Below are 26,345 nucleotides of genomic sequence, written 5' to 3'. Positions count from 1 at the left end.
CCGTACATGACTTCGCGGTAGCGGTACTGATATCAATAAAATGCCGGTCGCATCTATGCGACCGTTCACCAGCAGCCACATGGAGGTGGCCCCATGGCTAATAACACACTGGAAAGTATCACTGCCTGGATGAAAGACCCTCTCACTGATGTGATGTTGGGCTGGGACTCAATCGCGGTGATGGCTCGGGACGAAGTCAATTACCTGCTGCTTGAGGAGTACATTTCCCGCTTCTCATCCAACACGTATCTGAGTCCGATAAGTGGTGAGGTACCACAGGTCGGTGGCAGGTCGAAGGAAAGCATCCATGATTTTATTCTGGACGCCCCCCGTCTCTCGTTCTCCGACAACGACTTGAGCAAATCCCATGCGTCATTGACCTGCGCCATTCTGAGCGGAACCCAAGTGACGATGACCAACAATGTCGACACCTGGGAGGCGGTCAGGGTCATTCGTGTCGATCCACTGCAGGGGCCGAGGCTGACGCTCGACCTGAGCCTGGACAGGGTCCCGGGGATTGTCGATCTGGATGGCCGGGTCAAGCTGGACCTCAAGGAAAGTGACAACTTCATCCTGACGTTCGCCGAGACGATCGACGACCGGAAACTGGGCGGGGATTTTTTCAAGGACTGGTTCAACACACTCCCGGACAACAAGCGTGTGTGGACGCTGGGGTTCATTAGCGCGGGCAACGTTGCACAGGTGCGCCCCGAGTCGTTCAAGATGCGTACCCAGACCAATCCTGCGGGCTCGCTGGACCCAACTGCGCCTGACTATGGCGACGGCGCTGTTCTTGTGTTCATTCGCATGCAAGGCAATGACGAGGGCGGCGACATCCCGGCGCAATACCGATACCTGATACCGGATGACCCGGGCAAGGGGTATTCCGCCACTGTGTTGTTCGATTCAACACGTCTGGCCAGCATTGCGCTTCCCATTAAGCCAGTTACACAAGCGTTGCGTGCTTTGTTCGATTCCCTCGTCCTCAGGGAAGAGTTCGATGGCACCGGCAACATGATCAAGGCGCAAGGTATCAGCGGTCAGTTGGTAATCCCAAGTGTCAGTGAAGAGCATACTTTCTACAGCGGCGGTGAAAAGATCATTGCCTCTGTTCTCCATACCGGGTTCTGGTTTGACGTAGAGAGTGTCAAACCTGGATGGAATATCGGGACTATCGAGCCTCTCCTGATAGAACTGACTGACCATGGCAGCGCTGCGTTTAGCTGGACAGTAAAATGGATGGACGGCTTATATCTCACGTTGCCGGGTGATAACAATAATGTTCTGGTTATTTTTCGGAATGCGATAACAGAGCTGAAATGCACCTACCGTTTTGCGGAAGATGATGAAGAGGGCTTCGTTCTGACGCCTTCTCTGGACATCACGTCGAGTGCGGTGAACCTGAATACGCTAGAGTACCCACCGGTCTTTAACGGCAAGCCGGTGAACAGCCCTTTCCTGTTCGACCTGATTGCACGGTTGAAAGCCGAATCATCGGACGCAGATCTGGACGCTCATAAATCCAGGATCCGGGAAGCATTCCAGCATACGCTCACGCCTTACCTGTCGGTCACGTCGCTTATCCATGAGCATATTCATCTGAATTACAATCAGACCATTGTTGCTGATGTGCTCCGTGCGCCCAGAGATATCGCCGTGTTCGGTCGTATCAACCCTCTGAGGGCCGATTTTTCTATTAGCCCCGTCGAGCAGGTGATGGTTTCCGGCAGCACCCACAAATTTGTCGTGGCACCGGCAGGTACGAATGTTAAGTGGGATGTTGAGTGTTTGCAGGGCAATCCTGAGGATTATGGCGCTATTAATGGGACGGGCGTTTATTACGCTCCGACATTGCCAGGCGATACGTCCTTCAACCGGATGCGCGTCACTGCCACTCATGACACGTCGGGCGTTGTCAGTTCGGCGCTTGTCACGGTAGTGGCCAGCTACGCCACTCTCAACCCCCTGATTCAGATCTGCGAGGTGACCCGAACGGCGGAACTGGCGGCGGGGGAAGTGAATCGTGGCCAATTACTCTGGTCGCTCAAAGAGACCGTGATTGGCGAAGGCGGCGACTTGCGCCCCAGTGCACTGCCCGATGGTGATCATACCTATGTTCCCCGCAGACCCGCGTTGCACGATAAAACCTACGTGCTGGACGAGATCATCGTCACCGGCAAGAGCAACCCCCAGGCCCATGCTTCTGCCTGGGTATTGGTCACGCAAAAGATCCCTTTCCTGACCATCAAGCTCGCAGCGTCTGCGCAGGTAGCTGCCGGTCAGGTGCAACTGCAGGCGTTCGCCAATGGCAACCCTCTCGACCCGGCGTTGTTCAAGGTCTATTGGGACATTGGCGCGAAGCTCACCGGGGAAATCAGTGAGACCGGGCTCTATAGCGTCGCGCAGAACACGACCGACAGATTCGTGCTGATTTTTGCCTGGGCCATGCACCCCCTGTTTGGAAAGCTGGAGGGGCATATCATCCTTCCGTTACCACTGGGCCGGTTTGCCCAGGAGTTGGGCATGATGAGCGACAAGACAGCACCCTGAGCGCATTAAGCACATCAGGGTCACAGGTACATCAACATCACAGGAGGTGATGTCATGGCAGGTCACACGGCCGAAAGTCTATTGGCATGGATGAAAGATACAACCCGGTTGCGAGGCTGGGATGCGGTCATCGCGCTGGATGGCGCAAAGGTCAACGGTATGCTCGACGAGACGTATCGGCTCGGAGTGGAGCAGGGGCGGTCCCGCCCCGTGCCGAATGGGAGCGTCACCATTCCCGATACCCAGACATCCCATTTTTTTTCGGGTTGTGTACTCGGTGCGCCAGCCTTGTTTTTCAAGCACATCCCGATGGAGCGCGCTGCACTTGCATGGCAACTGTCATTGCTCGGCGGCTTGCACACCGTCGTGGAAGATATTCATGGGCAGCACATCATTCAGAGAATCGCCGCCTACCAGCCGCTCGACGCTCCTCATCTGAATCTGGATCTTGCGCTGGACAGTCAAGGTCCGAACCTGCTGCTCGACCTCGGCCAAGGGGCCAACGCGACGCTGGATTTTGCCGGTACGCCAGTTGAACAACGCGCGATCGGCGAGTTTTTCCAGAGCTGGTTGAGCAGCCCAGACAATCAGGAACGCGTATTCAAGCTGAGCGTGTTCAGCGACCAGAGCAACGAATTGCTCCAGGTCCGCAGGATAGACGTGCGCTCACAGCTGGAAAGCCCGGAGGCCGAGCCTGGTTCCAGCAAAGGCGCCCTGCTGCTGTTCACCACCATGGCATATGGCGTGACAGGCGGGCTGCCTGATGAAGATGCCGATTTCCGTTACCTGATCCCCAATGACGACAAGGCCGGGTATACGGCAACCGCGGTGTTCTCCGCACATGCGCTGCACCGTGCCGCATTCGGGCATGCCGTTATGCAGCTGCTGCAAACCAATGATTTTGAATTCATCGTTTCTGACGACAGACCGCTACAGCGGATGATCGCTCAAGCTGGTGTGTTCGCTGTACCGAAAAGCGAGTACGAGAGTGCGGATTTTGCCTTCAGGTCAGAAACGTTCAGTGTTCAGGCGTTCAACCGTCAGCACCCGTTGACCATTGACTTTGAGTACAACCAGGTCACGCAGAACTGGAGTTTCCCCTGCACCCTGGATTTCAGCTACCGGGCGCTGAGTGGCAGCCAGTGGCAGTCGCGCAATGCAACGTTCAACGTGAGTCTCAAACATGAGTTTCATCTGACTGCCGACGACTCTGAAGCGCAGGCGATGGAAGGGCATCTCTACACCCCCTATCTTTATGACGAGCACGTCACCCCGGTTGCAGGTCTGCTGGACGACCTGAGTGCCGGGGAGGAGCGGCAGATCAACGGATTCGTGGCTTACACCGTCAAGCACGCACTACTTAAAGGGTTCAGCCAGACACTGGACGCCGGTGGGGCCGAGCGTTTTCTGGACAACTGGCAATTGTCGGGGGAGCAGAGCCTGCAGCCCTTGCGCCGGCAAATGCCTTATGACCTGGCCGTGTTCGGTCGAATCGTTGCAGCACCGGCGGCGTTCAGCGTCGTCGAGCAACAGGCGGTGGTCATCGCTGGAGAAACCCTGCAACTGACCACCCAGCCGGCTCGCGAGGGGCTGGAGTGGGATGTGAAAATTCCGCCGGATGGCATCGCGGGCAGCTACGGCTCCATCAGTAAGCAAGGCCTGTATAAGGCACCAGAGTTACAAAACATGCCTCAGCACTTTCAGCGTGTTCTGGTTGAGGCGGTGGATCCTGTGACCCTTGCGAGCAGCACCGTGTTGATCACCGTTGTAACCAGCGCCATTAGCGTCAACCCGCTGATTGAAGTGTGTAATCACGATGAAAGAGTAAAGCTTTCGGCCAGTCATTCGCGTGGAGGTGTCCTGAAGTGGGATATAGCCAATCGCACGCCTGAAAGCGGCACCCTGGAAGATGATCCGCAGGGTGGCAAGTTTTACGTAGCTGGGCCAGCAGGGCAGGGCAAGACTTACGTACTGGATCAGATCACCGTCAGCAACGGGCAAAGTATCCAGGGGATCAAGGTGCTGGTACGTCGACACGCCCCGACGCTGGTGGTCAGGGTGGTCACCTCCTCTGGAGGAAAGGTCATCATGCAGGCTTCCGGCAATAACGTTGCGCTTGAGGTCGAGTGGCGTCTTGACGGTCCGGGTTGTTTAGAAACCGATGGTTTGAACGGTGTCTACACCAGCCTCCCCGGGGAGCCGGAGCGTTTTGTCGTGATCTTCGCCAGTTACGAGGACCCCTGGGGGTTCGGCACGATGCAGGGGCATCTGATTCTGCCGCTGCCATTGAGTGATTCTCCTGCCGTATTGCAGGCGCTGGCCCGCTAATCAAAGCGCAGCCAGAGTGCTGCGCGGAGGGTAATGTAATGTCCAACTCCATGAGAGATGTTCTGGATAAACTGAGCGCCGGCAATGGCACTCAGGGCTGGGGGGCTATTGCCGCGATCAGTCGCAGTGATATCAACCAGCAATTGCAACAGCAATACGTAGAACGTTACCAGCGCCTTGCCTTTGTGCCGCTGTTCAGCGGCGAGGTTGGTGCGAACGACCCCATGCTCGATACCCTGACGCTTGCGGGCGTCGAACTGGGTGCACCAACCCTTTCATTTCAGTATGAACTGTCAGGAGAGGTCAGTGTTGTCGTGGCGATGAGTATCGTCGCCGGGCGCTACAGCAGTCTTCACCATGTGTCGGGCGGTGCAACGACCGTGTCCGCAAGCTCCAGGGTTACCAAGTCAATGGGGTTCATGCTGACGCTGAGTGTCCGGCTTTCAACCGATGACACTGGCCGAGTGACGTTCAACCTTGCTGAAGGGTATGACTTTGGCTGCAACCTGGCGGGGCTTGATGAGGCCAATAACCAGCGCCTGGCGACACTCTTTGCCGACAGATTTCAGCAGATTGCGCTGCACCGCGGTGTCTTCTCGGTTGTACAGGTGCAGCTTGCACGATATTCGGCGCAGGCCGTTGAAAGTTTTCAGATACATCCCGTGGTTGCGCCCGGTGCAGACGTCCCGGGCGCGGAGAACTTCGGTGAAGGCGCGTTGCTGCTGCTCATGCGCTTGAGCGGCCATCTCGACCAAGGGCAATTCCCGCCATCAGAAACACTGCCATATCCGATACCTGACGAACACGGCACTGGCAATCAGGGCAAATATGGCACCGTGCTGATCCTTTCCCGGGAAGCGATGTCGGACGTTGATACCAGACGCTTGCCCATTCTCGACAGTTTGCGTTTTACCAGCGGCGACACATTTACAGCGCTCGAACGCTACTGGCACGATGATCTTGTGGTGTTCGGCACTCTGCGTGCAACGCTGGCCAGCGTCACACCCTTATTCACGACCATCAAGGCAGGGCAGACCCAGCGCTTCATTCTGCGTGACGGTCAAGGTCAGGTGATACCGTTGACGGACTGGAGCGCGGTCAGCCTGCAAAGCCATACAACTGCCGGGCACGGTAGCATCTCGGCTGACGGCCTCTACACTGCACCAGCTCCCGAAACGATTGGCCATGACCTGCTGCGCGTCGTGATTACCGCTACCTATAATGATTCAGGTGTCACGCGCACTGCTTCGGCGTTGTTGGGGGTGGTGTTCGAGAGCATGGCACTGGTGCCACGGGTGGCGGTCGTTGCGGGTGGCGCTGAGTCCATGCACCCCGTATCGCTGGGCGCTTCGACGCTGGACGCAATCCCGGTCCAATGGCGGCTGAGCGGTCCGCAGTATGGCGAACTCGGCATGGATGGCGGCGTGAGGTTTGTCGCAGATGCCAGATCCGGAAAAAAAGCGTTGGTCGCGCAGCATATTGATGCGCTGGGGAGCGAGACCGGCCTTGCTACCGTATTGATAGCCAATGGTCAACAGCTGTTGCGTGTCGAGCCCCCTTTCGTGGCCCGCGCGCGCAGACGTCAAGCGGTGCAGTTGAAAGACGACAGCGCACTGTTGCCAGGTCTGCGGCGACGCTGGAAGGTCATTGGCGGCGCTGGCACTGTGGACCCGCAAGGGTTATTCATGCCGCCCGATGTGTCGGTGGTTGCCAGTAGTGTGGTGAGCTGTGAGGTGGTGAACAACGGCGTAGTCCTGGCGTGCGGCTACAGTGTGATCGAGCTGTCCGAGATGGATGAGGAGCCTAGCTGGAAAGAGCTCTCGATGTTCATCATTCTGGTGCCAGGCGGCACCGATAATCAGCGCGAAGGGCGCCTTTACCCCAACGGCTATCAGCAGCTCAGGCTGCAGGTCAAGACTCAGACCATGCCGGTTGATGGTATCGATTACCCACTGAGCGTCATTGAAAGGGCGTCCATGCTCCTGGTCAATGAAGACGGCAACCAGAACCTTGAGTCAGTCAGCCCTGAGCTCGACGGTATATCCGAAGAGGACACAAAAGCCTGGCGCGTGAGTTTGCTACGCAACCGTTTCGAGCTGGCCGGGCCGGGGCTTGGCGCAGAGGAGTCGGACCTGAACGCTCCGGTGATTGTCACTCAGAACTTCTACCTGCACAGCCGGGAAGACACTGCGTTTATCGGAAATTTCTACGCCACCTTCCAGAAGGACGACGGCCAATGGAAGACTTCGCTTGAACTGGAGGACATCAACAGCCTGGTGCAGATAACCCCGCGACAGCTTCCACAGTTCGATAAATTCAATTATATCTTTGTGCCTACACGCGCTACAGGCGCGGGGGGCAATCCTCTGCCCGAGCCGCCACCGGCGGGCGATCCAGATGATCCATTCGATTTCGAGCTGAAAACGGTTGACTACTGGGCGCTGAGCGTCCGCTATCCCGACACCGGACAGTGGGTCAAATTCGAGACGCTGGAATTTCTTGCGGTCATTGACAGTCAGCGGCCCAACGAAGCGGCGAAACGCAGGCGGTCAATGATTCTATGGGAAAGCGAGCAGGCCGCAGAAATCATGTTCAGCTGGACAGGTTATATATTCGACGATGCAGCGGTGAAAGATGATGCGCGCATGATCGGCTTCGACACACAGCTGGAAAAGCTATTAAATAAAGACACTTATCTGACGGTTCCCGTCAAGGTTACCGAGTTCGAAACGGGCAAGTTGGTGATCAGCTTGCATCGGACATACCCGGTTGTATTTATCCCGGCAAGTCCTCCGCCTCCGCCCCCCACGCCGCCGAATCCGCTACCCGAGGCTCCGGCGCGGGATTACCTGTCTGGCTCGCTGGCGGTCAGGCTGCTCGATACTCAGGGTAATGTCCACAAGCGAATGATCAGTTTTCTGCCGCAAGGCCAGGTAGGCAGGCGTAATCGACTTCAGCATACCCAGTATTCGCCGCCCGACAGAAACGAGACGTTTAAACAATCCGATGACAGGGAGTCATACCCATGAATACGCTGATCAAAACCCTTGCAGGTCTGGCGCTGGCCAGCCTGGCAAGTTGCACGCTTGTGTTTGACGGTAGTCAGCCTCCTGCCGCTGACCCTGTGCCCAGTCGCACGATCAGACTTGCAGAAAATAGCGACGGTGGAGGTAACAACTGCAGTTTTACCGTAAAAACCGAATCGGTCTGGCTTAATAAAGAAGACCATTCGTGCAAGAACGACGAAATGAGCTACATAAAGCTGGATAATGTTCGCTCTGCGGTGTTGATACAACTCCGCTCCAATGACTGCAACGAAGACAAAGGCTGGACGTTCACGTTGCGCACCTACATTGAGCCTATTACGACGCTCTGGATATCCATCGATCAACTCAGGGGCCAACCCGCCAATACCATCGTCGCAAAGGGTGTGCTACTGGTCGAGGGCTACAGTGGCGACGAGAATATAACAGGCAAGTTGTCCTGCGTTAATGTGACTGAATCAACTTGATAATCAGTTCGGCTGAGCAGGCATGAAGTGTTATATGCCTGCTCTGCCGACGTGTGACCACGTATTCATTTAGCGCCAGGAGTTCTGGACATGACCACCTCGACATCCGTTCATTCCAATGCCTTCAATTTCATGAGTTACCTGCAAAGTGGTGTGGACCCGCGCACCGGGCAGTACACGGTGTCCATTAACTTGCCCGAGGTCAAAAGCAACGGGCTGCGCGGCCCGGTTGTACCGTTGGTACTGAGTTATAACCCGCTCAATGTGCAGGACAGCGGGTTCGGCCTTGGCTGGAACCTACAACTGTCACAATACGATCCGGGCACCCGGATCGTATCTCTGGGCAGTGGAGAAACCTTCAAGGTAGAAGGCTCCCTCGGGGACCAACTGTGGATGCCTGAAAAGAAGCTCGACAGCTTTCACTTCTACAAACAGGACGACACCCGTTACCGGGTGGTGCACAAATCCGGTCAGGTGGAAGAACTTGAGGTACTTGGCAGTCTGGGTAATCGCATTGCCTTGCCGGTCCGCATCTATTCACCCGAGGGGCATGGTATTACGCTGCACTATGCGTCCTTCGGTGCTTATCAAATGCTCAGCGAAGTTGTGGATGATGACGGTCAGGTGATTCTCACAATCACTCGCGACAGTACCTCGGTGCGGTTACTGCTTTATGGGGCCCCGAAAGCCGACGCAGAGTTTGTGATGATTCTGAGCGGCTCGAACCGTAACGTGGCAAGGATCGAATTGCCGACCGCCAACAAGGCTTCCTGGCGTTTTACCTACAGCATTATTCGCGGCCATTCATGCATTGCCTCGATGGATACGCCTGTCGGGGGGCATGAAGATGTCTTCTATCAGGACTCCGGGCATCAGTTTCCCCTCAGTGCTGGCCGTGAACCGCTGCCGCGGGTTACTCGCCACCTGACAACGCCCGGGTTTTTGCAGCCTGAGGTCGACGTGCGCTACGCCTACAAGGATGGCGCAGGGCGCGAGCGCAACTTTCTGGGGGCGGGCCTGGATATCGCCTGGGAAGATAATGGTCTGGATAACCTGTATCGATACCTTGGCGCAGCGCCATACCTGTATTCATCGACTGAAACCCTGCGTGTCAACGATGTGGACGTACGCAGCATCGAGCGTGTATTCAACCAGTTTCACCTGCTGGCCCTGGAAACCACGCGCCAGAATCTCAGCATCCTGGAAGTGGACACTCGCTACTACATTGAAGAGGGGAAGCCGTTTGACCAGCAACCCAACTATTGTCAGTTGCCCAAAGAGGTCAGGACGACCTGGCGATTGTCACCAGATGGCAGCGTGCCGCGTACCGAGATCGTCAGCAGTGACTATGACAGTTACGGCAATCTGTTGGCTCAGACTCAGGCTAACGGGGTGACCGAGACGAGTGAATGGTACTCGGTCAGCGGTGAAGACGGCTGCCCGCCAGACCCCGATGGCTTTGTGCGTACCCTCAAGGCAAAAAGCGTTGTTCCGGCGCAATCTGATTATGGCCACGCGCTTGTCCTCGTCACCCGCTATCGCTACAAGGCTTTGCCTGCGCTTGCAGGCAGTGGCCAAAACCTGTGGCTTGCAGCAGAGAGCGAAACGCTGCTGCAGCAAACCACTGATGGCGAGAAAGAGCTGCAACAGACAACGTACACGTATATCGAAGATAACCCGTACGACGCGTTCCAGTACGGGCGCATCCGTCACCAGTCGGTGACCCTGGAGGGGCTGAGTACCACGACTGACTATCGTTACGACCTTCTGCAAGATCCCGATTTTGACCAGACCGTGCAGCAAACCGTACAGATCGTCACCGGTTTTGACATGACACAGAAAGTCATCAGGCTGGAACACTCGCTGTTCACCGGCGAGCCTTTGCTCAATCGCGATGACAACGATGTGGAAATTCGTTATGACTACGACAATCTGCGGCGCGTAGTCAGTGAAACAGTCTCGCCGAACAAGGAGGAGTACAAGGCAACCAGACACTATGAGTATCAGCTTTGCGCCGTGAAGACCGATCAGGCCGAGCAGAGGTTGTTTGATGTCAAGAATGTGCAGACTACAAGCCGCTTTGATGGTCTTGGTCGGGTCATTTATGAGGCTCGCGCCGACGCCGATAATCCTGATGTTCACCGCCGGCTTGACCTGCGTCAGACGTATGAAGCTGCGTATGACGCCTGGGGAGATAAGGTTGAGGAAACCAGTTACGACTGGCTGGACCAGCAGAAACGGGCCCTGACCAACTATTTCGAATATGACGACTGGGACCAGCAGCTAAGCGTCACGGGGCCGGACGGTGTAACGACAATCGAGCAAACCGACCCCGTCGGCACGCAGGCTTCCAACGGCCCGATCCAGCGCCGCTGGACTGAAAGCAATGACGGGCTGCAGACAAGCGAGGTCAGCGAAACCTGGCTCAATCTGTTCGATGAGCCGACTCGTAGCGTTCGCCTGGATCGGCTGGACTGGTTGAGTGAACCGGTCAGCCTGAGCCGTTACCAGTACGACGGGCTGGGGCGCCTCGTCAAGGAAGTCTCCGGTTTGCCAACCCGGGAACGGAGCACAACCTACGGCTATGATGTTTTTGATCGAGTCACGGCAAACACGTTGCCAGACGGGGCGGTCGTGCGTCGCCGCTATGCGCCCCACAGCGGCGAAGACTTGCCGGCCTGGATCGGTGTCGATCATAACGGCAAGAGCAGTGTACTGGGCGAGCAGAAGTTCGACGGGCTGGATCGCATCGTCACCTCCATCACCGGAGGACGCGAGCGTGAGCTCAGCTACACGTCCGACCTGATGCAACCCAAGACAGTAAAACTGCCCAGCGGACGACAGATTGATTATGACTACCTGCCTGAGCTGGGTGATGAACCGCTGAAGCGTACCCAGTCCGACACCGTTGCCAGGCTGAAACTGACCGCCGACTACACGTACGACCCACAAAATGCGCGCCTTATCGGTTCCTCCGAACAGGGTGAAGAGTTGCAGCGTGAGTATTACAGCACCGGGTCACTGAAGAGCGAGCAGCGTACCTCCCAAGGTATTGAAAACACGATGCACTACCGCTACAGCCGGCTGGGTCTGCCGCTGTCCTATATCGATGTGCTGGGCCAGGAGCAACTCAGCGTCTACGACGATTTCGGGCGTTTGGCTCAGACTTCGCTGGGGGAAGTGGTTTCGGATTTCACCTATGACACGTTCGGCCGTACGGCCAGCATCGCCACGCTGGACAGTTCGAGCAATGGCCAGGTGGTGATCAGCCTGGAATATGACGCTCAAGGGCGTGAAGCGCAGCGTACGTTTACGATCAATGGCGCCAACCAGCAAATGGTTCAGGTTTACGATGATGTTGACCAGATGGTCGAGCGAACCCTCAGCGAGGGGGCGGTCATCATTCGCGAAGAGCGCTATGGTTACGATCTGTGTGGCCGCCTGACGCAATACGATTGTTCAGGTAAACAGCGGCCGGTGGACCCCTATGGCATGACGATTAGCCGCCAGGTGTTCAGCTTTGATGGCCTGAACAATCTGACCTTGGTCACGACTACGTTTGACGGTGGACGCAACCGGGCGCGTTACTTTTACGAAGGCATCGACCCGGCGCAATTGACCCGGGTGACCAATACACAACTTGCGTGGGTGAATGCCCGGTTGATCCCGGTGAACAAAAATGACAGTACCTATCCGCCGGAAATCAGGCTGACCTATGATCCGGACGGCAACCTGATTACCGACGAGGCTGACCGCCTGCTCAGCTACGATCCGCTTGGCCGACTGCTTGAAGTGAGTATGCCTGCCGGTGATGTTCGTTATCGTTACGACCCGCAGGACCGCTTGGCAGGTGAAACCGGTGAGCAGCGCTTTTATCGCGACGGGGTGCTGGCCAGTCAACTGGGCGCAAGTCAGAACAGCACGTACATGCGTGGCGACGGCTACCTCCTGGCTGAGCAACAGGGAAGTGACGCGCTGCTGTTTTCCACCAGCATCAGCAACAGCGTGTTGAGCGAAGTTCATCCTGACGGGGTCAGCAACCGGTCTTATACCGTATACGGTCACAGCAGCGGTGATAATCCTCCGGCCGGGAGGCTGGGGTACAACGGCGAATTGCACGAGACCGAAACCGGCTGGCAATTGTTGGGCAATGGCTATCGGGCGTATAACCCGGTGTTGATGCGCTTTCACAACCCGGACAGTCTGAGCCCGTTTGGCGAGGGCGGGATGAATGCTTATGCGTATGGGGAGGGGGATTCGGTGAATGGAGTGGATCCAACGGGACATATGCTCCGTAGACCAACAAGCCCCCCTCTTAAAAGCAGCCTACGTTCAGGAAGCCCCCAACAAAACAACGTAAAGAAAAATGTGAGGTTCGAGACACCCGAGGCGAATAGCCGTGCGGGAATCTCAAATTCTCAGGGCAGCACCGTTGACGCAGGCGGCAATCAGCCAGGAACGTCACGTAAACCAAGACACTCGGTCCTTGTTGCTAAGACGTCTGAAAGTGCTTCATCAGAACCAGTGGCGCCGAGAAAGGCAGTCCTTGTTGCTAGCACGTCTGAAAGTGCTCAATTAGGACAAGCAGGGCGCCGAAACGCAGTACTTATCCCTAGGGGGGCCAGTGACGCGAACTCAAGTAGCTCGGGGTCTTCTTCTGGCGTGGTATTTGATGAAGTCGCGATGGCAACAAAAATTGATACACAGGCGCTTGTTGAACAGTGGGTTTTGGATGTTTCGCAAAGATTTTCAGCTAGCAACAACGTAAGCCCTATTGTTCAGAGTTCTAATGGCGCGAATAGTAATATCAGGAGGAGTTAATAGGGGCTGCATGAAGGCTTCGATATAATTCAAAGCCTTCATTACTTACGTCCTTTCGTATAAAAAATGATTCACTCCACCAAAATAACCCCCTGCCTGATCGCCATCACCAACGCCGCCTTCAACGACGTCACCCCGAACTTGCGGCGAATATTGCTGGTATGAAAGTGCACGGTCGCTTCCGAACAGCCTTGTATCCGTGATATCTCCCACGCCGATTTGCCGATCGCCACCCACTCCAGGACTTGTCGTTCCTTGACCGTCAACTGGACAGCGGGGGGCGTTTCCTGAGAGGGCGGTGGAGTGCCGGGTGGTTTGCCCTTGTCGCGAAGCATAGTGAAGTCCTTTCCCTGAAGATCGCTGCATCACGATACCCCCGCCGTCAACATCGCGAACCTGACATAAATGACAGCGCTGACGGCCTTGCATGCGCCGCAGGGTCTGGCCTGTAGCGTTTTTTTACAGCTTCTTTACGCTCGGCGCCCGTTGTCGATCTCGCGTCTTTACAGCCTTGCTGCAGACAATCACCCCACGCGGCCTGCGCCGTAACCGGTTGTTGCCTGATGGGGAAAATTTCAATGAGCGTTATGGATGGTATCTCTCTGTTGATGGGGGTCGGGCTGTTCATCTATCTGCTGGTGGCGCTGTTGCGCGCCGACCAGAGCCAGGAGTGATCATGCACAGTTACGATTATCTGTTGATCCTGGCCTTTCTGGTCCTGCTGCTGGCGCCTGCTCCGTGGCTGGGGCGTTTCTTTTATCGGGTCATGGAAGGCGAGCGCACCTGGCTGAGCCCGGTGCTGGGGCCGGTCGAGCGGGCCTGCTACCGGATCTCCGGCGTTGACCCGAAAACCGAGCAATCCTGGAAGCAATACGCCTGGGCCTTGCTGGCGTTCAACCTGGCAGGTTTTGTCGTGTTGTTTGCGATGCTGATGCTGCAAGGCCTGCTGCCGCTCAACCCGCAGCAGCTGCCGGGCATGGAGTGGTCGCTGGCGTTCAACACGGCGATGAGCTTTGTCACCAACACCAACTGGCAGGCCTACAGCGGCGAAGCGTCGCTCAGCTACCTGAGCCAGATGGTCGGCCTGACCGTGCAGAACTTCGTCAGCGCTGCGACTGGCCTGGCCGTGCTGGTTGCGCTGTGTCGCGGCATCAGCCGTCGTTCGTCGCACAGCCTGGGTAACTTCTGGGCCGACATGACCCGCGCCACGCTTTACGCGCTGCTGCCGATCAGTATCGTGCTGGCGGTGTTTCTGGTCTGGCAGGGCGTACCGCAGAACTTCGCCCATTACATCGACGCTTTGACGCTGCAAGGCGCGGATCAAAGCCTGCCGATGGGCCCTGCTGCCAGCCAGATCTCGATCAAGCAACTGGGCACCAACGGTGGCGGCTTCTTCGGCGTCAACTCGGCGCATCCGTTCGAGAACCCGACCGCCTGGAGCAACCTGTTCGAACTGGTGTCGATCCTGCTGATCCCGGCTGCGCTGGTGTTCACCTTCGGCCACTACGTCAAGGACATGCGCCAGAGCCGCGCGATTCTCGGCTGCATGCTGGCCTTGCTGTTGATCGGCGGCGCGGTGTCGTTGTGGGCCGAGTACCAGCCCAACCCGGCGCTGAATATCGCAGGCGTCGAACAGACTGCGCCGCTGGAAGGCAAGGAAACCCGCTTCGGCACCACCGGCACGGTGCTCTGGTCCGTGGCCACCACGGCGGCGTCCAACGGTTCGGTCAACGGCATGCATGACAGCCTCAACCCGCTGGCCGGCATGGTCGCGCTGGTCAACATGATGGTCGGCGAAGTGATCTTCGGTGGCGTCGGCGTCGGCCTCAACGGCATGTTGCTCAACGTACTGATCGCTGTGTTCCTCGCCGGCCTGATGATTGGCCGCACCCCGGAATACCTGGGCAAGAAGCTTCAAGCGCAAGAGGTCCGGCTGCTGGTCGCGACCTTGCTGGTGATGCCTGTCGGCGTGCTGGTGCTGGGCGCGATTGCCGCCAGTCTGCCTGGCCCGGCAGGTGCGATCAGCAACCCCGGCCCGCATGGTTTCAGCCAGTTGCTGTACGCCTACACCTCGGCCACGGCCAATAACGGCTCGGCGTTCGGCGGTTTTAGTGCCAACACCGTGTTCCACAACCTGATGCTCAGCCTGGCGATCTTCATTGGCCGCTTCGGTTACATCCTGCCGGTGCTGGCACTGGCTGGCAGCCTGGCCATGAAGAAAACCGCGCCTCAGGGCCAGAACAGCTTCCCGACCCACGGTCTGCTGTTCGTCACGTTGCTGACTGTCACCATTTTGCTGGTGGGTGGTTTGACCTTCCTGCCGACCCTGGCACTGGGTCCGATTGCCGAACACCTGAGCCTGGGTTTCTGAGGAACCGATCATGAGCACTACTGAAGTTTCAAGAAATGCTGCTGCAAAAGCCGCTGATCCACAGGCCGTCAACGAATCAGCGAAAACCGGCATCGCCGCCCTGTGGCGTCCGGCGCTGGTGCAGGCCTTCGTCAAGCTCGACCCCCGCCAGCTCAAGCGTTCGCCGGTCATGCTGGTGGTGGAACTGACTGCCATTCTGACCACCGTGCTGTGTGTCATCCCCGACCCGCAGGTGCCGACTTCGGTCTGCGTGCAGATTGCCCTGTGGCTGTGGTTCACGGTGTTGTTCGCCAACTTTGCCGAAGCACTGGCTGAAGGCCGTGGCAAGGCGCGCGCTGATAGCCTCAAGGCCGGTAGCGAAGGGCTCAAGGCGCGCATCCGTGACGAAAACGGCAGCCTGCGCACGATCAATGCCAGCGAGTTGCGCAAGGGCGATGTGGTGCGCGTCGAAATCGGCGAAATGATTCCCGGTGACGGCGAAGTCATCGAAGGCATTGCAGCCGTCAACGAAGCGGCGATTACCGGTGAATCCGCGCCGGTGATTCGCGAATCCGGCGGCGACCGCTCGGCGGTTACCGGCAACACCCGGCTGGTGTCCGACTGGCTGCTGATCCGCATCAGCAGCAACCCCGGCGAATCGACGCTGGACCGCATGATCGCGCTGGTCGAAGGCGCCAAACGTCAGAAAACCCCCAACGAAGTGGCGTTGGATATCCTGCTGATCGGCCTGACGCTGATCTTCCTGTTGGTGGTCATTACCTTGCAGCCGTTCGCCCATTTCGCCGGCGGCAGCCTGCCGCTGGTGTTTCTGGTGGCGCTGCTGGTGACGCTGATCCCCACCACCATCGGCGGCCTGCTGTCGGCCATCGGCATCGCCGGTATGGACCGCCTGGTGCGCCTCAACGTGATCGCCAAGTCCGGGCGTGCCGTGGAAGCCGCAGGCGATGTGCACGTGCTGTTGCTGGACAAGACCGGCACCATCACGTTCGGCAACCGCCGTTGCGCTGCCGTCTACGCAGCACCTGGCGTGACCCCCAAAGAGCTGGGCGAGGGCGCGTTGCTGGCGTCGCTGGCCGACGACACGGCGGAAGGCAAATCCATCGTCGAGTTTCTGCGCGAGCAGCACCCGATGAACGAGCCGACCCTGGGGTCGGTGACGGCCGTGCCGTTCAGTGCTGACACACGGCTGTCCGGCGTGGACTATCAAGGCCATGTGTACCGCAAGGGCGCGGTGGATTCGCTGCTGGCGTTCATCAACATGCAGCGCAGCGAGCTGCCGCCGGCATTGGCACGCGAAGTCGACAAGATCGCCAAGACCGGTGGTACGCCGTTGCTGGTTTGCGCCAACGGTCGGCTGCTGGGCGCCATCCACCTCAAGGACGTGGTCAAGCCGGGCATTCGTGAGCGCTTTGAAGAACTGCGCAAACTGGGCATTCGGACCGTCATGGTGACCGGCGACAACCCGCTGACCGCCGCGGCAATTGCTGCCGAAGCGGGCGTTGATGATGTGCTGGCAGAAGCCACGCCGGAGAAGAAGCTGGAGCGGATTCGTCAGGAGCAGGGCGAAGGCCGACTGGTGGCGATGTGCGGCGACGGTGCCAACGATGCGCCTGCGCTGGCCCAGGCCGACGTCGGCATGGCGATGAACGACGGCACCCAGGCGGCGCGCGAAGCGGCCAACATGGTCGATCTCGACAGCGACCCCACCAAGCTGCTGGACGTGGTGCAGATCGGCAAGCAATTGCTGGTCACCCGTGGCGCGCTGACCACGTTCTCCATTGCCAACGACGTGGCCAAATACTTCGCCGTGCTGCCGGCGCTGTTTGCCTCGATCTACCCGCAACTCGGCGTGCTCAACGTCATGCAGCTGGCCAGCCCGCAGAGCGCGATTCTCTCGGCCATCGTCTTCAACGCACTGATCATCGTCGTGCTGATCCCGCTGGCCCTGCGCGGCGTGCGTGTGCAGGCGGCCAGCGCGGCTCATCTGCTGCGTCGCAACCTGTTGATCTACGGCCTGGGCGGCATCGTGGTGCCGTTTATCGGTATCAAGCTGATCGACATGTTGCTGGTCGGTCTCGGCCTTGTGTGAAACCTGTGCTGCATGCCGGTCGGCATGCAGCCTTACCTGATTGAGGATGTGCAGATGTCCAGTGTATTGCGTCCGGCCTTGAGCCTGATCGTGTTGATGAGCCTGATTACCGGCGTGGCGTACCCGCTGGTGGTTACCGGAGTGGCGCAAGTGGCGTTTCCCGCGCAGGCCAATGGCAGCCTGCTGTATGACGAGGCGGGCAAGGTGCGCGGCTCGGCACTGATCGCCCAGTCGTTTACCGGCGACGAGTGGTTTCAGTCGCGCCCCTCGGCGGGCGCTTTTGCGACGGTAGCCAGTGGCGCGAGCAACTTCGCGCCGAGCAACCCGGCACTGGCGACCCGCGTCACCGAGGATGCCGCCAAGCTGGCGAACGCCGCGCAAGGGCCCGTGCCACTGGCCTTGCTGACCACGTCCGGCAGCGGTCTGGACCCGCACTTGTCACCTGAGGCCATTGCCTGGCAGGCCGGTCGCGTGGCGGCGGCCCGGCAGTTGCCGCTGGATAAGGTGCAGGCGCTGATCGACGCCAGCACCCAGCGCCCACTGATCGGCCCACCGGTGGTCAACGTGTTGACCTTGAATATGAGCCTGAATCAGTTACCTTCTGCACCGCGTAACGCGCAGTTGTAACAAATTGCGCCGTGCCAGCAATCGCTTAACTAAGCTGTCAGTAATAAAGAGAGGGTGGTAACCAACTTGAGTGATTCCGGTCGAGCTGACGCATTGTTGGCCCAGTTGCCCCGCGAAGGCCGTGGGCGGCTGAAAGTTTTTCTCGGCGCGGCGCCTGGCGTCGGCAAAACCTACGCCATGCTCCAGGCAGCCCACGCGCAGTTACGCCAGGGCGTCAGGGTGATGGCGGGCGTGGTGGAAACCCACGGCCGCGCGGAAACCGAGGCGTTGCTCAACGGCCTGCCGCAACAGCCCTTGCTGCGCACCGAATACCGCGGTATGACCCTCGAAGAAATGGACCTCGACGCGCTGCTCAAGGCGGCGCCGAGCCTGGTGCTGGTCGACGAACTGGCGCACACCAATGCGCCCGGCAGCCGGCACACCAAACGCTGGCAGGACATTCAGGAATTGCTCGCAGCCGGCATCGACGTCTATACCACCGTCAACGTCCAGCACCTGGAAAGCCTCAATGATCAGGTGCGCGGCATCACCGGCGTGCAGGTGCGTGAAACACTGCCCGACTGGGTGTTGCAGGAAGCCTTCGACCTGGTGCTGATCGACCTGCCGCCGCGCGAGCTGCTCGAGCGCCTGCGCGACGGCAAGGTCTACGTACCGGAGCAGGCGCGCGCTGCCATCGACGCCTTCTTCACCCAGACCAACCTCACCGCGCTGCGCGAAATGGCCATGCAGACCGCAGCGGCGCAGGTCGATAACGATCTGGCGCAGGGCTATCGGCAATTGGGCCAGTCTGCCCCGGCGGTGCGCGGGCGGATGTTGGTGGGCATTGATGGCGACATGCATGCCGAGCGTCTGGTGCGCCACGCCAGCCGGGTGGCCCAGCGTCGTCATCTGCCTTGGAGCGCGGTGCATGTGGATGACGGGCAAACCCTCGACGAGCAATCGCGGGCACGCTTGCAAAGCGCCCAGCAACTTGCCGAGCGACTCGGTGGTGAAGCGGTTTCGTTGCGCGCCGGGGAGGTTGCCAGAACGCTGGTGCAGCATGCCATCGAACGGCGTGCCAGCGTGGTGCTGGTCGGGCAATCGCGGCGGCACTGGCGACGCCGGGTGTTCGGTGGTGGCGTCGCGGCGCGTTTGCTGCGCGAAGGGCACGGGCTGGAAATCTCGGTGCTCGATGACAGTGAAGAGCTGCCTGATCAACCGCCGCGTGCGCGCCCGGCGCGCGAAGTGGTGTGGTTCGACTACGGCCTGGCTTTCGTCGCCACGCTGATCGCCAGTCTGGTGGCCTGGGGTGTGGCGGGGGTGCTGGCGCTGCCCAATATTTCCCTGATCTTTCTCGCCGCGGTGCTGCTGGTCGCCGTGCGCAGCAGCATGGGGCCGGCGCTGGCCTGTGCCGGATTGTCGTTTCTGGCTTACGACTTCTTGTTCATACCGCCGAGTTTTTCCCTGAACATCCAGCGCGAAGAGGACGTGCTGACGCTGTTGTTCTTCCTGCTGATGTCGGCGCTGACCGGCAAACTGGCTGCTCGCCAGCGCAGGCAATTGCAGGCGCTGCGTGATACTCAGGAACAGACCAGCGAGCTGCTCGACCTGTCGCGCAAGATGACCGCCGCCACTGACCGCAAAGCGGTACTCAACGCCGCCGAACAGCATTTTTCCGGCTGGAAGGAGCTGTACCTGTGCCTGGTGGATCGCGATACGCAGGGCGGCCTGGTGGTCGAAACCGGCGGGCCGCTGACGTTTTCGGAAGCCGAACGGGCAGCGGCCGACTGGGCGTGGCAGCACGATCAACCGGCAGGCAGCGGCACCGGTACGCTACCTTCGGGTCGCTGGTGGTGGTGGCCGATTACCGCAGAAGAAGGGCCACTGGCATTGCTGGGTGTGTGTGCACGGGAAGGGCAGTCGTTTACCGATCAGCACAGACGGCTGCTGGCCGCACTGACTCAGCCACTCGCCCAGGCCCTGGCCCGTGCGCAACTGGCGCAGGAGCTTGAGGCGGCGCGTCTGCACGGCGAAACCGAGCAACTGCGCAGCGCCTTACTGGCCTCGGTGTCGCACGACCTGCGTACCCCGCTGACCTCGATGCGCGGCAGTATCGACAGCCTGCTGGCGCTGGGCGAAGCCATTGCGCTGGAGGATCGCCGCGAGCTGCTGGAAGGCACTCGTGACGAGGCTGAGCGCCTGGACCGCTATATCCAGAACCTGCTGGACATGACCCGTCTGGGCCATGGAGCGCTGAAACTGGCGCGCGACTGGGTGTCGCCTGCCGATATTGTCGGCAGCGCGCTGAACCGCCTGCGTGCGGTGCTGACGCCGTTGCAGGTCAGCACGCAGGTCACCGGCGACTTGCCGTTGCTGTATGTCCACGCGGCGTTGATCGAGCAGGCGCTGGTCAACGTCCTGGAGAACGCGGCACGTTTTTCACCCCTCGGCGGGCGCTTGCAAGTAACGGCCGGCGTGGTCGACAGCGAGCTGTTCTTCTCGGTCAGTGACGAAGGGCCTGGCATCCCCGAGGATGAGCGGGCGAAGATTTTCGACATGTTCTACACCGCCGCTCGCGGTGATCGCGGCGGGCAGGGCACCGGGCTCGGCCTGGCAATCTGTCAGGGCATGATCGGCGCGCATGGCGGACGGCTCACGGTCGAGGAAGGCATCGACGGGCTGGGTACGCGCATCACGTTGTTTCTGCCGCTACAGGCCCAGCCTGACGCTGAAATGGAGGAACCCGCTTGAGTCAGACGGCAACCATTCTGGTGATCGACGACGAACCGCAGATTCGCAAATTCCTGCGCATCAGCCTTGTCTCGCAGGGCTACAAGGTTCTGGAGGCGGCGACCGGGACCGAGGGGCTGACCCAGGCGGCGTTGAACAAGCCTGACTTGCTGGTGCTGGACCTGGGGCTGCCTGACATGGACGGTCAGCAGGTATTGAGCGAGTTTCGCGAGTGGTCGGCGGTGCCGGTACTGGTGCTCTCGGTGCGCGCCAGCGAAGCGCAGAAGGTCCAGGCGCTGGACGCCGGGGCCAACGATTACGTGACCAAGCCTTTCGGCATTCAGGAATTTCTGGCCAGGGTCAGGGCCTTGCTCAGGCAGGTCTCGGGCAGCGACAAGCCCGAGTCGGCCTTGAGGTTCGGTCCGCTGACGGTGGATCTGGCCTATCGTCGTGTGCTGCTTGATGACCTGGAAGTGGCATTGACTCGCAAGGAGTACTCGGTGCTGGCACAATTGGCCCGGCACCCTGGACGGGTCATCACCCAGCAGCAACTGCTCAAGGATATCTGGGGTCCGACCCATGCCGAAGACAGCCACTACCTGCGCATCGTAGTCGGGCATTTGCGTCAGAAACTGGGCGATGACCCGACCGCGCCGAGGTTCATCATCACCGAGGCCGGGATCGGCTATCGATTGCTCGCGGACAGTTGATGGCCTGAACATGAAAACAACGATTGCGGCGTCCGGGCCACGGCACTTTTAGTGCGCCCGACCGTCAAAGCCGCACACCCCACATTGATCCTTGAGGTAACACCGCATGAAAGCCTTTATCTGTCTGCCATTGCTGGTCTTTGTTCTTGCAGGTTGCGCCGGCAAGACCGGGTATCGCGACAGCTGCGGCACCCAGATCGACGCCGCCTGGCATGAGCTCGATCTGGCCAAGGCCGAAGGCTTTGCCGGAACCGTCAGTTACTCCAAGGCCCTGTCGCTGCTGACCGGCGCCAAGACCCAGCAACAGTTCGAAGCCTTTGAAGGCTGCACCGAAAAAGCTGAAAAAGCCCGCTTCTACATCCGCGAATCCCGCGCTGGCCGCTGATAGCTGATCCTGCACCGCGTCGCAACGGCATGGCGACGCGGAGCGTCGCACGATAATTAAGATTATCGTTCCTCACGCTCCAGCGTAGGAATGCCCTGGGTGACGCTCTGCGTCACAAATTTGCGCCGCGCCGAGCATTCAAGACCGGACGCAGAGCGTCCAGAACGGCATACCGACGCGGAGCGTCGCACGATAGTCGGGTTTTTCGTTCCGCGCGCATCACATCAAATCCCTACCGACTCTAGCGAAACGGCCTACGCTCACCGTAGAGTGTTCAGACGTTTTGCATCGCTTGCAGTCCCGCAGTCATGCAGCTGTTTTCGGAAGGGGCTTTCGATGGGTAGAAAACTCGATGCGTGCCTGAGCGCCATCAATGAAGTGATTCTGGGCAAGGAAGCGCAGGTGCGGCTGGCCATGACCTGCCTGATCGGCGGCGGGCATCTGCTGATCGAGGACTTGCCGGGCATGGGCAAGACCACCCTCAGCCATGCGCTGGCGAAAATTCTTGGCCTGAGTTATCAGCGCATTCAGTTCACCTCCGACCTGTTACCCGGCGATATTCTGGGCACCTCGGTCTTTGATCGCGACAGTGGGCAATTCACCTTCCACCCCGGGCCGATCTTTGCCGAGCTGGTGCTCGCCGATGAAATCAACCGCGCCACGCCCAAAAGTCAGAGCGCTTTGCTGGAAGCAATGGAAGAAGGGCAGGTGTCCATCGAAGGTGCGACCCGACTGTTGCCCGATCCGTTTTTTGTGATCGCCACTCAGAACCCGTTCAGTTCGGGTGGCACCTTTGCGCTGCCCGAGTCGCAGCTCGACCGCTTCCTGATGCGTATTTCCATGGGCTATCCCGCCAGAGCCGCAGAAAAAGCTTTACTGCTCGGCGAGTCGCGCCGTGAGCTGTTACCGCGCCTGCAACCGATTCTGGATCACGCCCTGCTCGGTCAGCTTCAAGCGCAGGCGCGGCAGGTGCGCGCCAGTGATGCGCTGGTCGATTATGTGTTGCGGCTGGTCGATGCGACGCGCAGCCAGGCGCAGTTTGCCTACGGCCTGTCGCCCAGAGCGAGCCTGGCGATTCTGGCGGCGGCGCGGGCCTGGGCGATGTTGCTGGGGCGCGATTACGTGATTCCCGAAGACGTGCAGGCGGTGCTGCCGTCGGTGGTTGGCCATCGGCTGCGTGAGCGCAGTGACCCGACCGGGCATGGCGGCGGGGCGCTGGTGCAATGGTTGTTGCGCGAGGTGCCGGTGCTTTGATCGAACCGCTCAAACCGCGCTGGCAACGCTGGCTGGCACGACGTATTCCCCCGGCGTCGCGCATCACCCTTGACCATCGGCGCATCTTCATCATGCCGACGCGCACCGGCATGACCTTTGCGATCGTGCTGGTGCTCATGCTGCTGGTGGCGATCAACTACCAGAACAGCCTGGCTTACGGCCTGACCTTTCTGCTGCTGTCAGTCGGTGTACTGGCCATCCTGCACACGTATCGCAACCTCAGCGGCTTGATTCTCAGTGCCGGTGTGGCGCGTTCGGTGTTTGTCGGCGAGCCGGTGCAACTGCGCCTGCGTCTGGAAAGCGCCGGGCAGGCCCATCACGCGTTGGGCCTGGGCTGGAGCGCAACAGCCCTGCAATCGGGCGATGTACTGCCACGCGGGCTGACTGACCTCGCGCTGACTCTGCCTGCCGAGAAACGTGGCTGGCTGCGTGCGCCCAGATTACGCGTCGAGAGCGTCTTTCCATTGGGCGTTTTTCGCGCCTGGAGCTGGCTGGACCTGGAGCAGAGCGCCTTGATCTACCCACGGCCGTTGTCCGGGACCCTGCCGCTGCGCAAAGGTGTGCAGCCCCATGCTGAAGACGACGGCCAAGCGACTCAGGGTGCCGGTGTCGATGATTTTCAAGGCCTGCGCAGTTACCAGCCGGGCGACAACCGCAGCCGTCTGCACTGGAAAGCGTACTCCCGAGGGCAGGGCCTGCTGGTAAAGGATTTCACTGACTTGAGCGGCCATGACCTGTGCCTGGACTTCATGGCACTCGGCGGCGACATTGAGGAGCGCCTGTCGCGCTTGTGTTACTGGGTGCTGGAGTTGTCCCAGCGTCATCAGCCTTTTGCCTTGCACCTGCCGGGTTTTCTCTCGACGGTGGACAGCGGTGACGCGCATCGCGAAGCCTGCCTGCGCGCGCTTGCGCTTTATGGTCACCGACCATGACCAACAGGGCCGATGCCATTGCCGCCGTGTCGATAACCGCCGCGCCCATTGCGCGTGTCAGCCTCACCTGGCTGCTGTTGGCACAGGCGCTGGTGGTGCTGCCATTTGTCCAGCACGTGCCGATTTCCATCACCCTCCTGTGGCTGGGCTGCACGTTCTGGCGGGTTCAGGTGTTTCGCATGCGCGCCCGGCTGCCCGGTACCTGGATCAAGTCCGGGTTGCTGGTGGGCACTGCGGGTGGCGTGTACCTGGCCCGTGGCAGCCTGGTCGGTCTGGATGCGGGCGCTGCGCTGCTGGTGGCTGCTTTCGTCCTGAAAATGCTGGAGATGAACAACCGTCGCGACGCACGAGTGCTGATCTTCCTCGGCTTTTTTTGCGTGGCGGTTGGCTATCTGTTCGAGGACAACCTGCTGTGGGCGCTTTTCAGTTTGTTACCGGTCGGGGCGTTGCTGGCTGCGTTGATCGGCCTGCAACAATCGGATCTGGCCGGCAAATCCGCCGATACGCTCAAGCTGGCCTTCAAGCTGATGGCCCAGGCCGTGCCGCTGATGCTGCTGCTGTTTGTGTTTTTTCCGCGCCTGGACCCGCTCTGGTCCTTGCCGCAACCGAGCAACAAGGGTGTCACGGGGCTGTCCGACAACATGGCGCCGGGCGACATGGCCGAACTGAGCAAATCCCCCGCGCTGGTGTTTCGTGCCAGTTTTGAGGGGCCGATGCCGGCGCGCAATCAGCTGTACTGGCGCGGCCTGACCCTTGAGCAGTTCGACGGACGTCGCTGGTCGCAGTCGGCACGCGCGCAGACCGTGCAGGTGCCGCAGTGGGAAAAACGTGGCCCTGCGCTGGCCTACAGCATTGTCATGGAGGCCAGCGGTCGACCTTGGATGCCGAGCCTCGACGTGGCGCAAACCACGTTGCCAGACGTGCGCCAGATGAGCGATTTTCGCCTGCAACGCAGACGGCCCATCGAGCAGTCGTTGCTGTATGCCGTCAGTTCCTGGCCGCAGAGCCTTCGCGACCCGCAGTCCAGCGAGCAGATTCAGCGGCAGAACCTGCAACTGCCCGCCAGAGGCGATGAGCAGGCTCGCCAATGGGCCGCTGACCTGCGCCGTCGCTATGCGAAGCCGGACGCGTTGGTCGAGGCCATGCTCGGCTATTTCAGCGACCAGCCGTTTCATTACACCCTCAAGCCGATGCCGCTGGGTAACGACAGCATTGACGAGTTCCTGTTTGCCAGTCGCCGCGGCTTCTGCGCGCACTACGCCGGGGCCATGACCTTTGTACTGCGTGCTGCAGGCATTCCGGCGCGGGTGGTGGCCGGGTATCAGGGCGGCGAACTGAACCCGGACGGGCAGTACCTGACGGTGCGTCAGTTCGATGCCCACGCCTGGGTCGAATACTGGCAGCCGGGCGCGGGCTGGCGGAGTGTCGACCCGACGGCGGCCGTTGCGCCGCAACGTATCGAACAAGGTCTGGAGCAGGCACTGGCGGCTGACGAAGCGTTCCTGCAGGATTCGCCGCTGTCAGCGCTGCGCTATCGCAACGTGCCCTGGCTCAACACCCTGCGCCTGAGCTGGGACAACCTCAACTACGGTTGGCAGCGCTGGGTACTGGGCTATCAGGGACAACAACAGTTACAAATTCTCGGCCGCTGGTTTTCTGGGTTTCAGGCACCGGTTTTTGTAGCGGGCATCGTGCTTTCACTGGGTTTGATTGCATTGTGGCTGTTCAAGCCATGGCAGCGCGAGAGCGATTCGCAGCTGCGCGTGTTCGGCGCATTTGAACGCTTGCTGGCCCGCCATGGTCTGCGTCGTATGCCGGGTGAGGGCGCTGATGCGTTCTGCCGTCGTGCGGTGTTGTTCTTTCCGCAGCATGCCGAGGCTATCACCGCGTTCATTCGCGAGTTTCAGGCGCAGCGCTACGCTGGACGACTGGCCTCGGCGAGTCGCCTGAGAGAGGCGTTGAGGGCGCTGCGTCGGCGTTTGCCGTGGAGAGTGTCAGCCGTCAGGGACAGGCATTCATGAGTCGTCTTGTCGAAGG

At 59.7% G+C, this 26,345-nt stretch carries 16 protein-coding genes; 15 read left to right on the top strand and 1 reads right to left on the bottom strand.

Annotation, left to right across the window (positions count from 1 at the left end):
- Positions 1-93 precede the first annotated feature (93 nt).
- The 5 genes from QRN38_RS05960 (at position 94) to QRN38_RS05940 (ending at position 13,210) form a co-directional block, all read left to right on the top strand.
- On the top strand, positions 94-2,550 hold the full coding sequence (locus tag QRN38_RS05960; protein ID WP_005765813.1) for a hypothetical protein: 2,457 nt from the start codon (positions 94-96) through the stop codon (positions 2,548-2,550).
- A gap of 54 nt (positions 2,551-2,604) precedes the next feature.
- Positions 2,605-4,878, top strand: coding sequence for a hypothetical protein (locus QRN38_RS05955; RefSeq protein ID WP_005765811.1), 2,274 nt, complete (start codon positions 2,605-2,607; stop codon positions 4,876-4,878).
- A gap of 38 nt (positions 4,879-4,916) precedes the next feature.
- Positions 4,917-7,907, top strand: coding sequence for a hypothetical protein (locus tag QRN38_RS05950; RefSeq protein WP_057418992.1), 2,991 nt, complete (start codon positions 4,917-4,919; stop codon positions 7,905-7,907).
- Positions 7,904-8,389 carry a lipoprotein gene (locus QRN38_RS05945; RefSeq protein ID WP_005765807.1) on the top strand — a complete coding sequence of 162 codons (486 nt, stop codon included), beginning with the start codon at positions 7,904-7,906 and terminating at the stop codon, positions 8,387-8,389. The genes QRN38_RS05950 and QRN38_RS05945 overlap by 4 nt, the downstream gene beginning before the upstream one ends.
- Before the next feature lie 90 nt (positions 8,390-8,479).
- Positions 8,480-13,210 carry an RHS repeat domain-containing protein gene (locus tag QRN38_RS05940; protein ID WP_057418993.1) on the top strand — a complete coding sequence of 1,577 codons (4,731 nt, stop codon included), beginning with the start codon at positions 8,480-8,482 and terminating at the stop codon, positions 13,208-13,210.
- Between the two features lie 71 nt (positions 13,211-13,281).
- On the opposite strand, the gene QRN38_RS05935 is transcribed toward QRN38_RS05940, so the two are convergent.
- Positions 13,282-13,545: a helix-turn-helix domain-containing protein gene (locus QRN38_RS05935; protein WP_005765803.1), complete on the bottom strand. Its 264-nt coding sequence runs from the start codon at positions 13,543-13,545 to the stop codon at positions 13,282-13,284.
- A gap of 243 nt (positions 13,546-13,788) precedes the next feature.
- On the opposite strand from QRN38_RS05935, the gene kdpF reads away from it, so the two are divergent.
- The 10 genes from kdpF (at position 13,789) to QRN38_RS05885 (ending at position 26,329) form a co-directional block, all read left to right on the top strand.
- Positions 13,789-13,884, top strand: a complete 96-nt coding sequence (gene kdpF, locus QRN38_RS05930) for a K(+)-transporting ATPase subunit F (protein ID WP_003406089.1) — start codon at positions 13,789-13,791, stop codon at positions 13,882-13,884.
- Between the two features lie 2 nt (positions 13,885-13,886).
- Positions 13,887-15,581, top strand: a complete 1,695-nt coding sequence (kdpA, locus tag QRN38_RS05925; protein ID WP_005765800.1) for a potassium-transporting ATPase subunit KdpA — start codon at positions 13,887-13,889, stop codon at positions 15,579-15,581.
- 10 nt (positions 15,582-15,591) lie between these two features.
- A complete protein-coding gene (gene kdpB / locus QRN38_RS05920) occupies positions 15,592-17,670 on the top strand; it encodes a potassium-transporting ATPase subunit KdpB (RefSeq protein ID WP_011103911.1) in 2,079 nt (692 codons plus the stop codon).
- 54 nt (positions 17,671-17,724) lie between these two features.
- Complete coding sequence (kdpC, locus tag QRN38_RS05915; protein ID WP_032639330.1) at positions 17,725-18,297, top strand: potassium-transporting ATPase subunit KdpC; 573 nt, start codon at positions 17,725-17,727, stop codon at positions 18,295-18,297.
- A 66-nt stretch (positions 18,298-18,363) separates the two neighbouring features.
- Positions 18,364-21,027, top strand: a complete 2,664-nt coding sequence (locus QRN38_RS05910) for a DUF4118 domain-containing protein (protein WP_005765793.1) — start codon at positions 18,364-18,366, stop codon at positions 21,025-21,027.
- Positions 21,024-21,716 (top strand): response regulator, encoded by a 693-nt coding sequence (locus QRN38_RS05905; RefSeq protein ID WP_005765790.1) that lies wholly within the window; start codon positions 21,024-21,026, stop codon positions 21,714-21,716. Before QRN38_RS05910 ends, QRN38_RS05905 begins: the two co-directional genes overlap by 4 nt.
- A gap of 106 nt (positions 21,717-21,822) precedes the next feature.
- Positions 21,823-22,101, top strand: a complete 279-nt coding sequence (locus QRN38_RS05900; RefSeq protein WP_005765788.1) for a lipoprotein — start codon at positions 21,823-21,825, stop codon at positions 22,099-22,101.
- A gap of 336 nt (positions 22,102-22,437) precedes the next feature.
- Positions 22,438-23,355, top strand: coding sequence for an AAA family ATPase (locus QRN38_RS05895; protein WP_005738027.1), 918 nt, complete (start codon positions 22,438-22,440; stop codon positions 23,353-23,355).
- Complete coding sequence (locus QRN38_RS05890) at positions 23,325-24,308, top strand: DUF58 domain-containing protein (protein ID WP_057418994.1); 984 nt, start codon at positions 23,325-23,327, stop codon at positions 24,306-24,308. The genes QRN38_RS05895 and QRN38_RS05890 overlap by 31 nt, the downstream gene beginning before the upstream one ends.
- Positions 24,305-26,329, top strand: coding sequence for a transglutaminase TgpA family protein (locus tag QRN38_RS05885; protein WP_057418995.1), 2,025 nt, complete (start codon positions 24,305-24,307; stop codon positions 26,327-26,329). Before QRN38_RS05890 ends, QRN38_RS05885 begins: the two co-directional genes overlap by 4 nt.
- The last annotated feature ends 16 nt before the right edge of the window (positions 26,330-26,345 follow it).

Source organism: Pseudomonas sp. CFBP2511, from assembly GCF_030209255.1.
In the GTDB taxonomy this organism is placed as follows: Bacteria; Pseudomonadota; Gammaproteobacteria; order Pseudomonadales; family Pseudomonadaceae; genus Aquipseudomonas; species Aquipseudomonas avellanae.
This window is presented reverse-complemented; position numbering and strand designations above follow the sequence as displayed.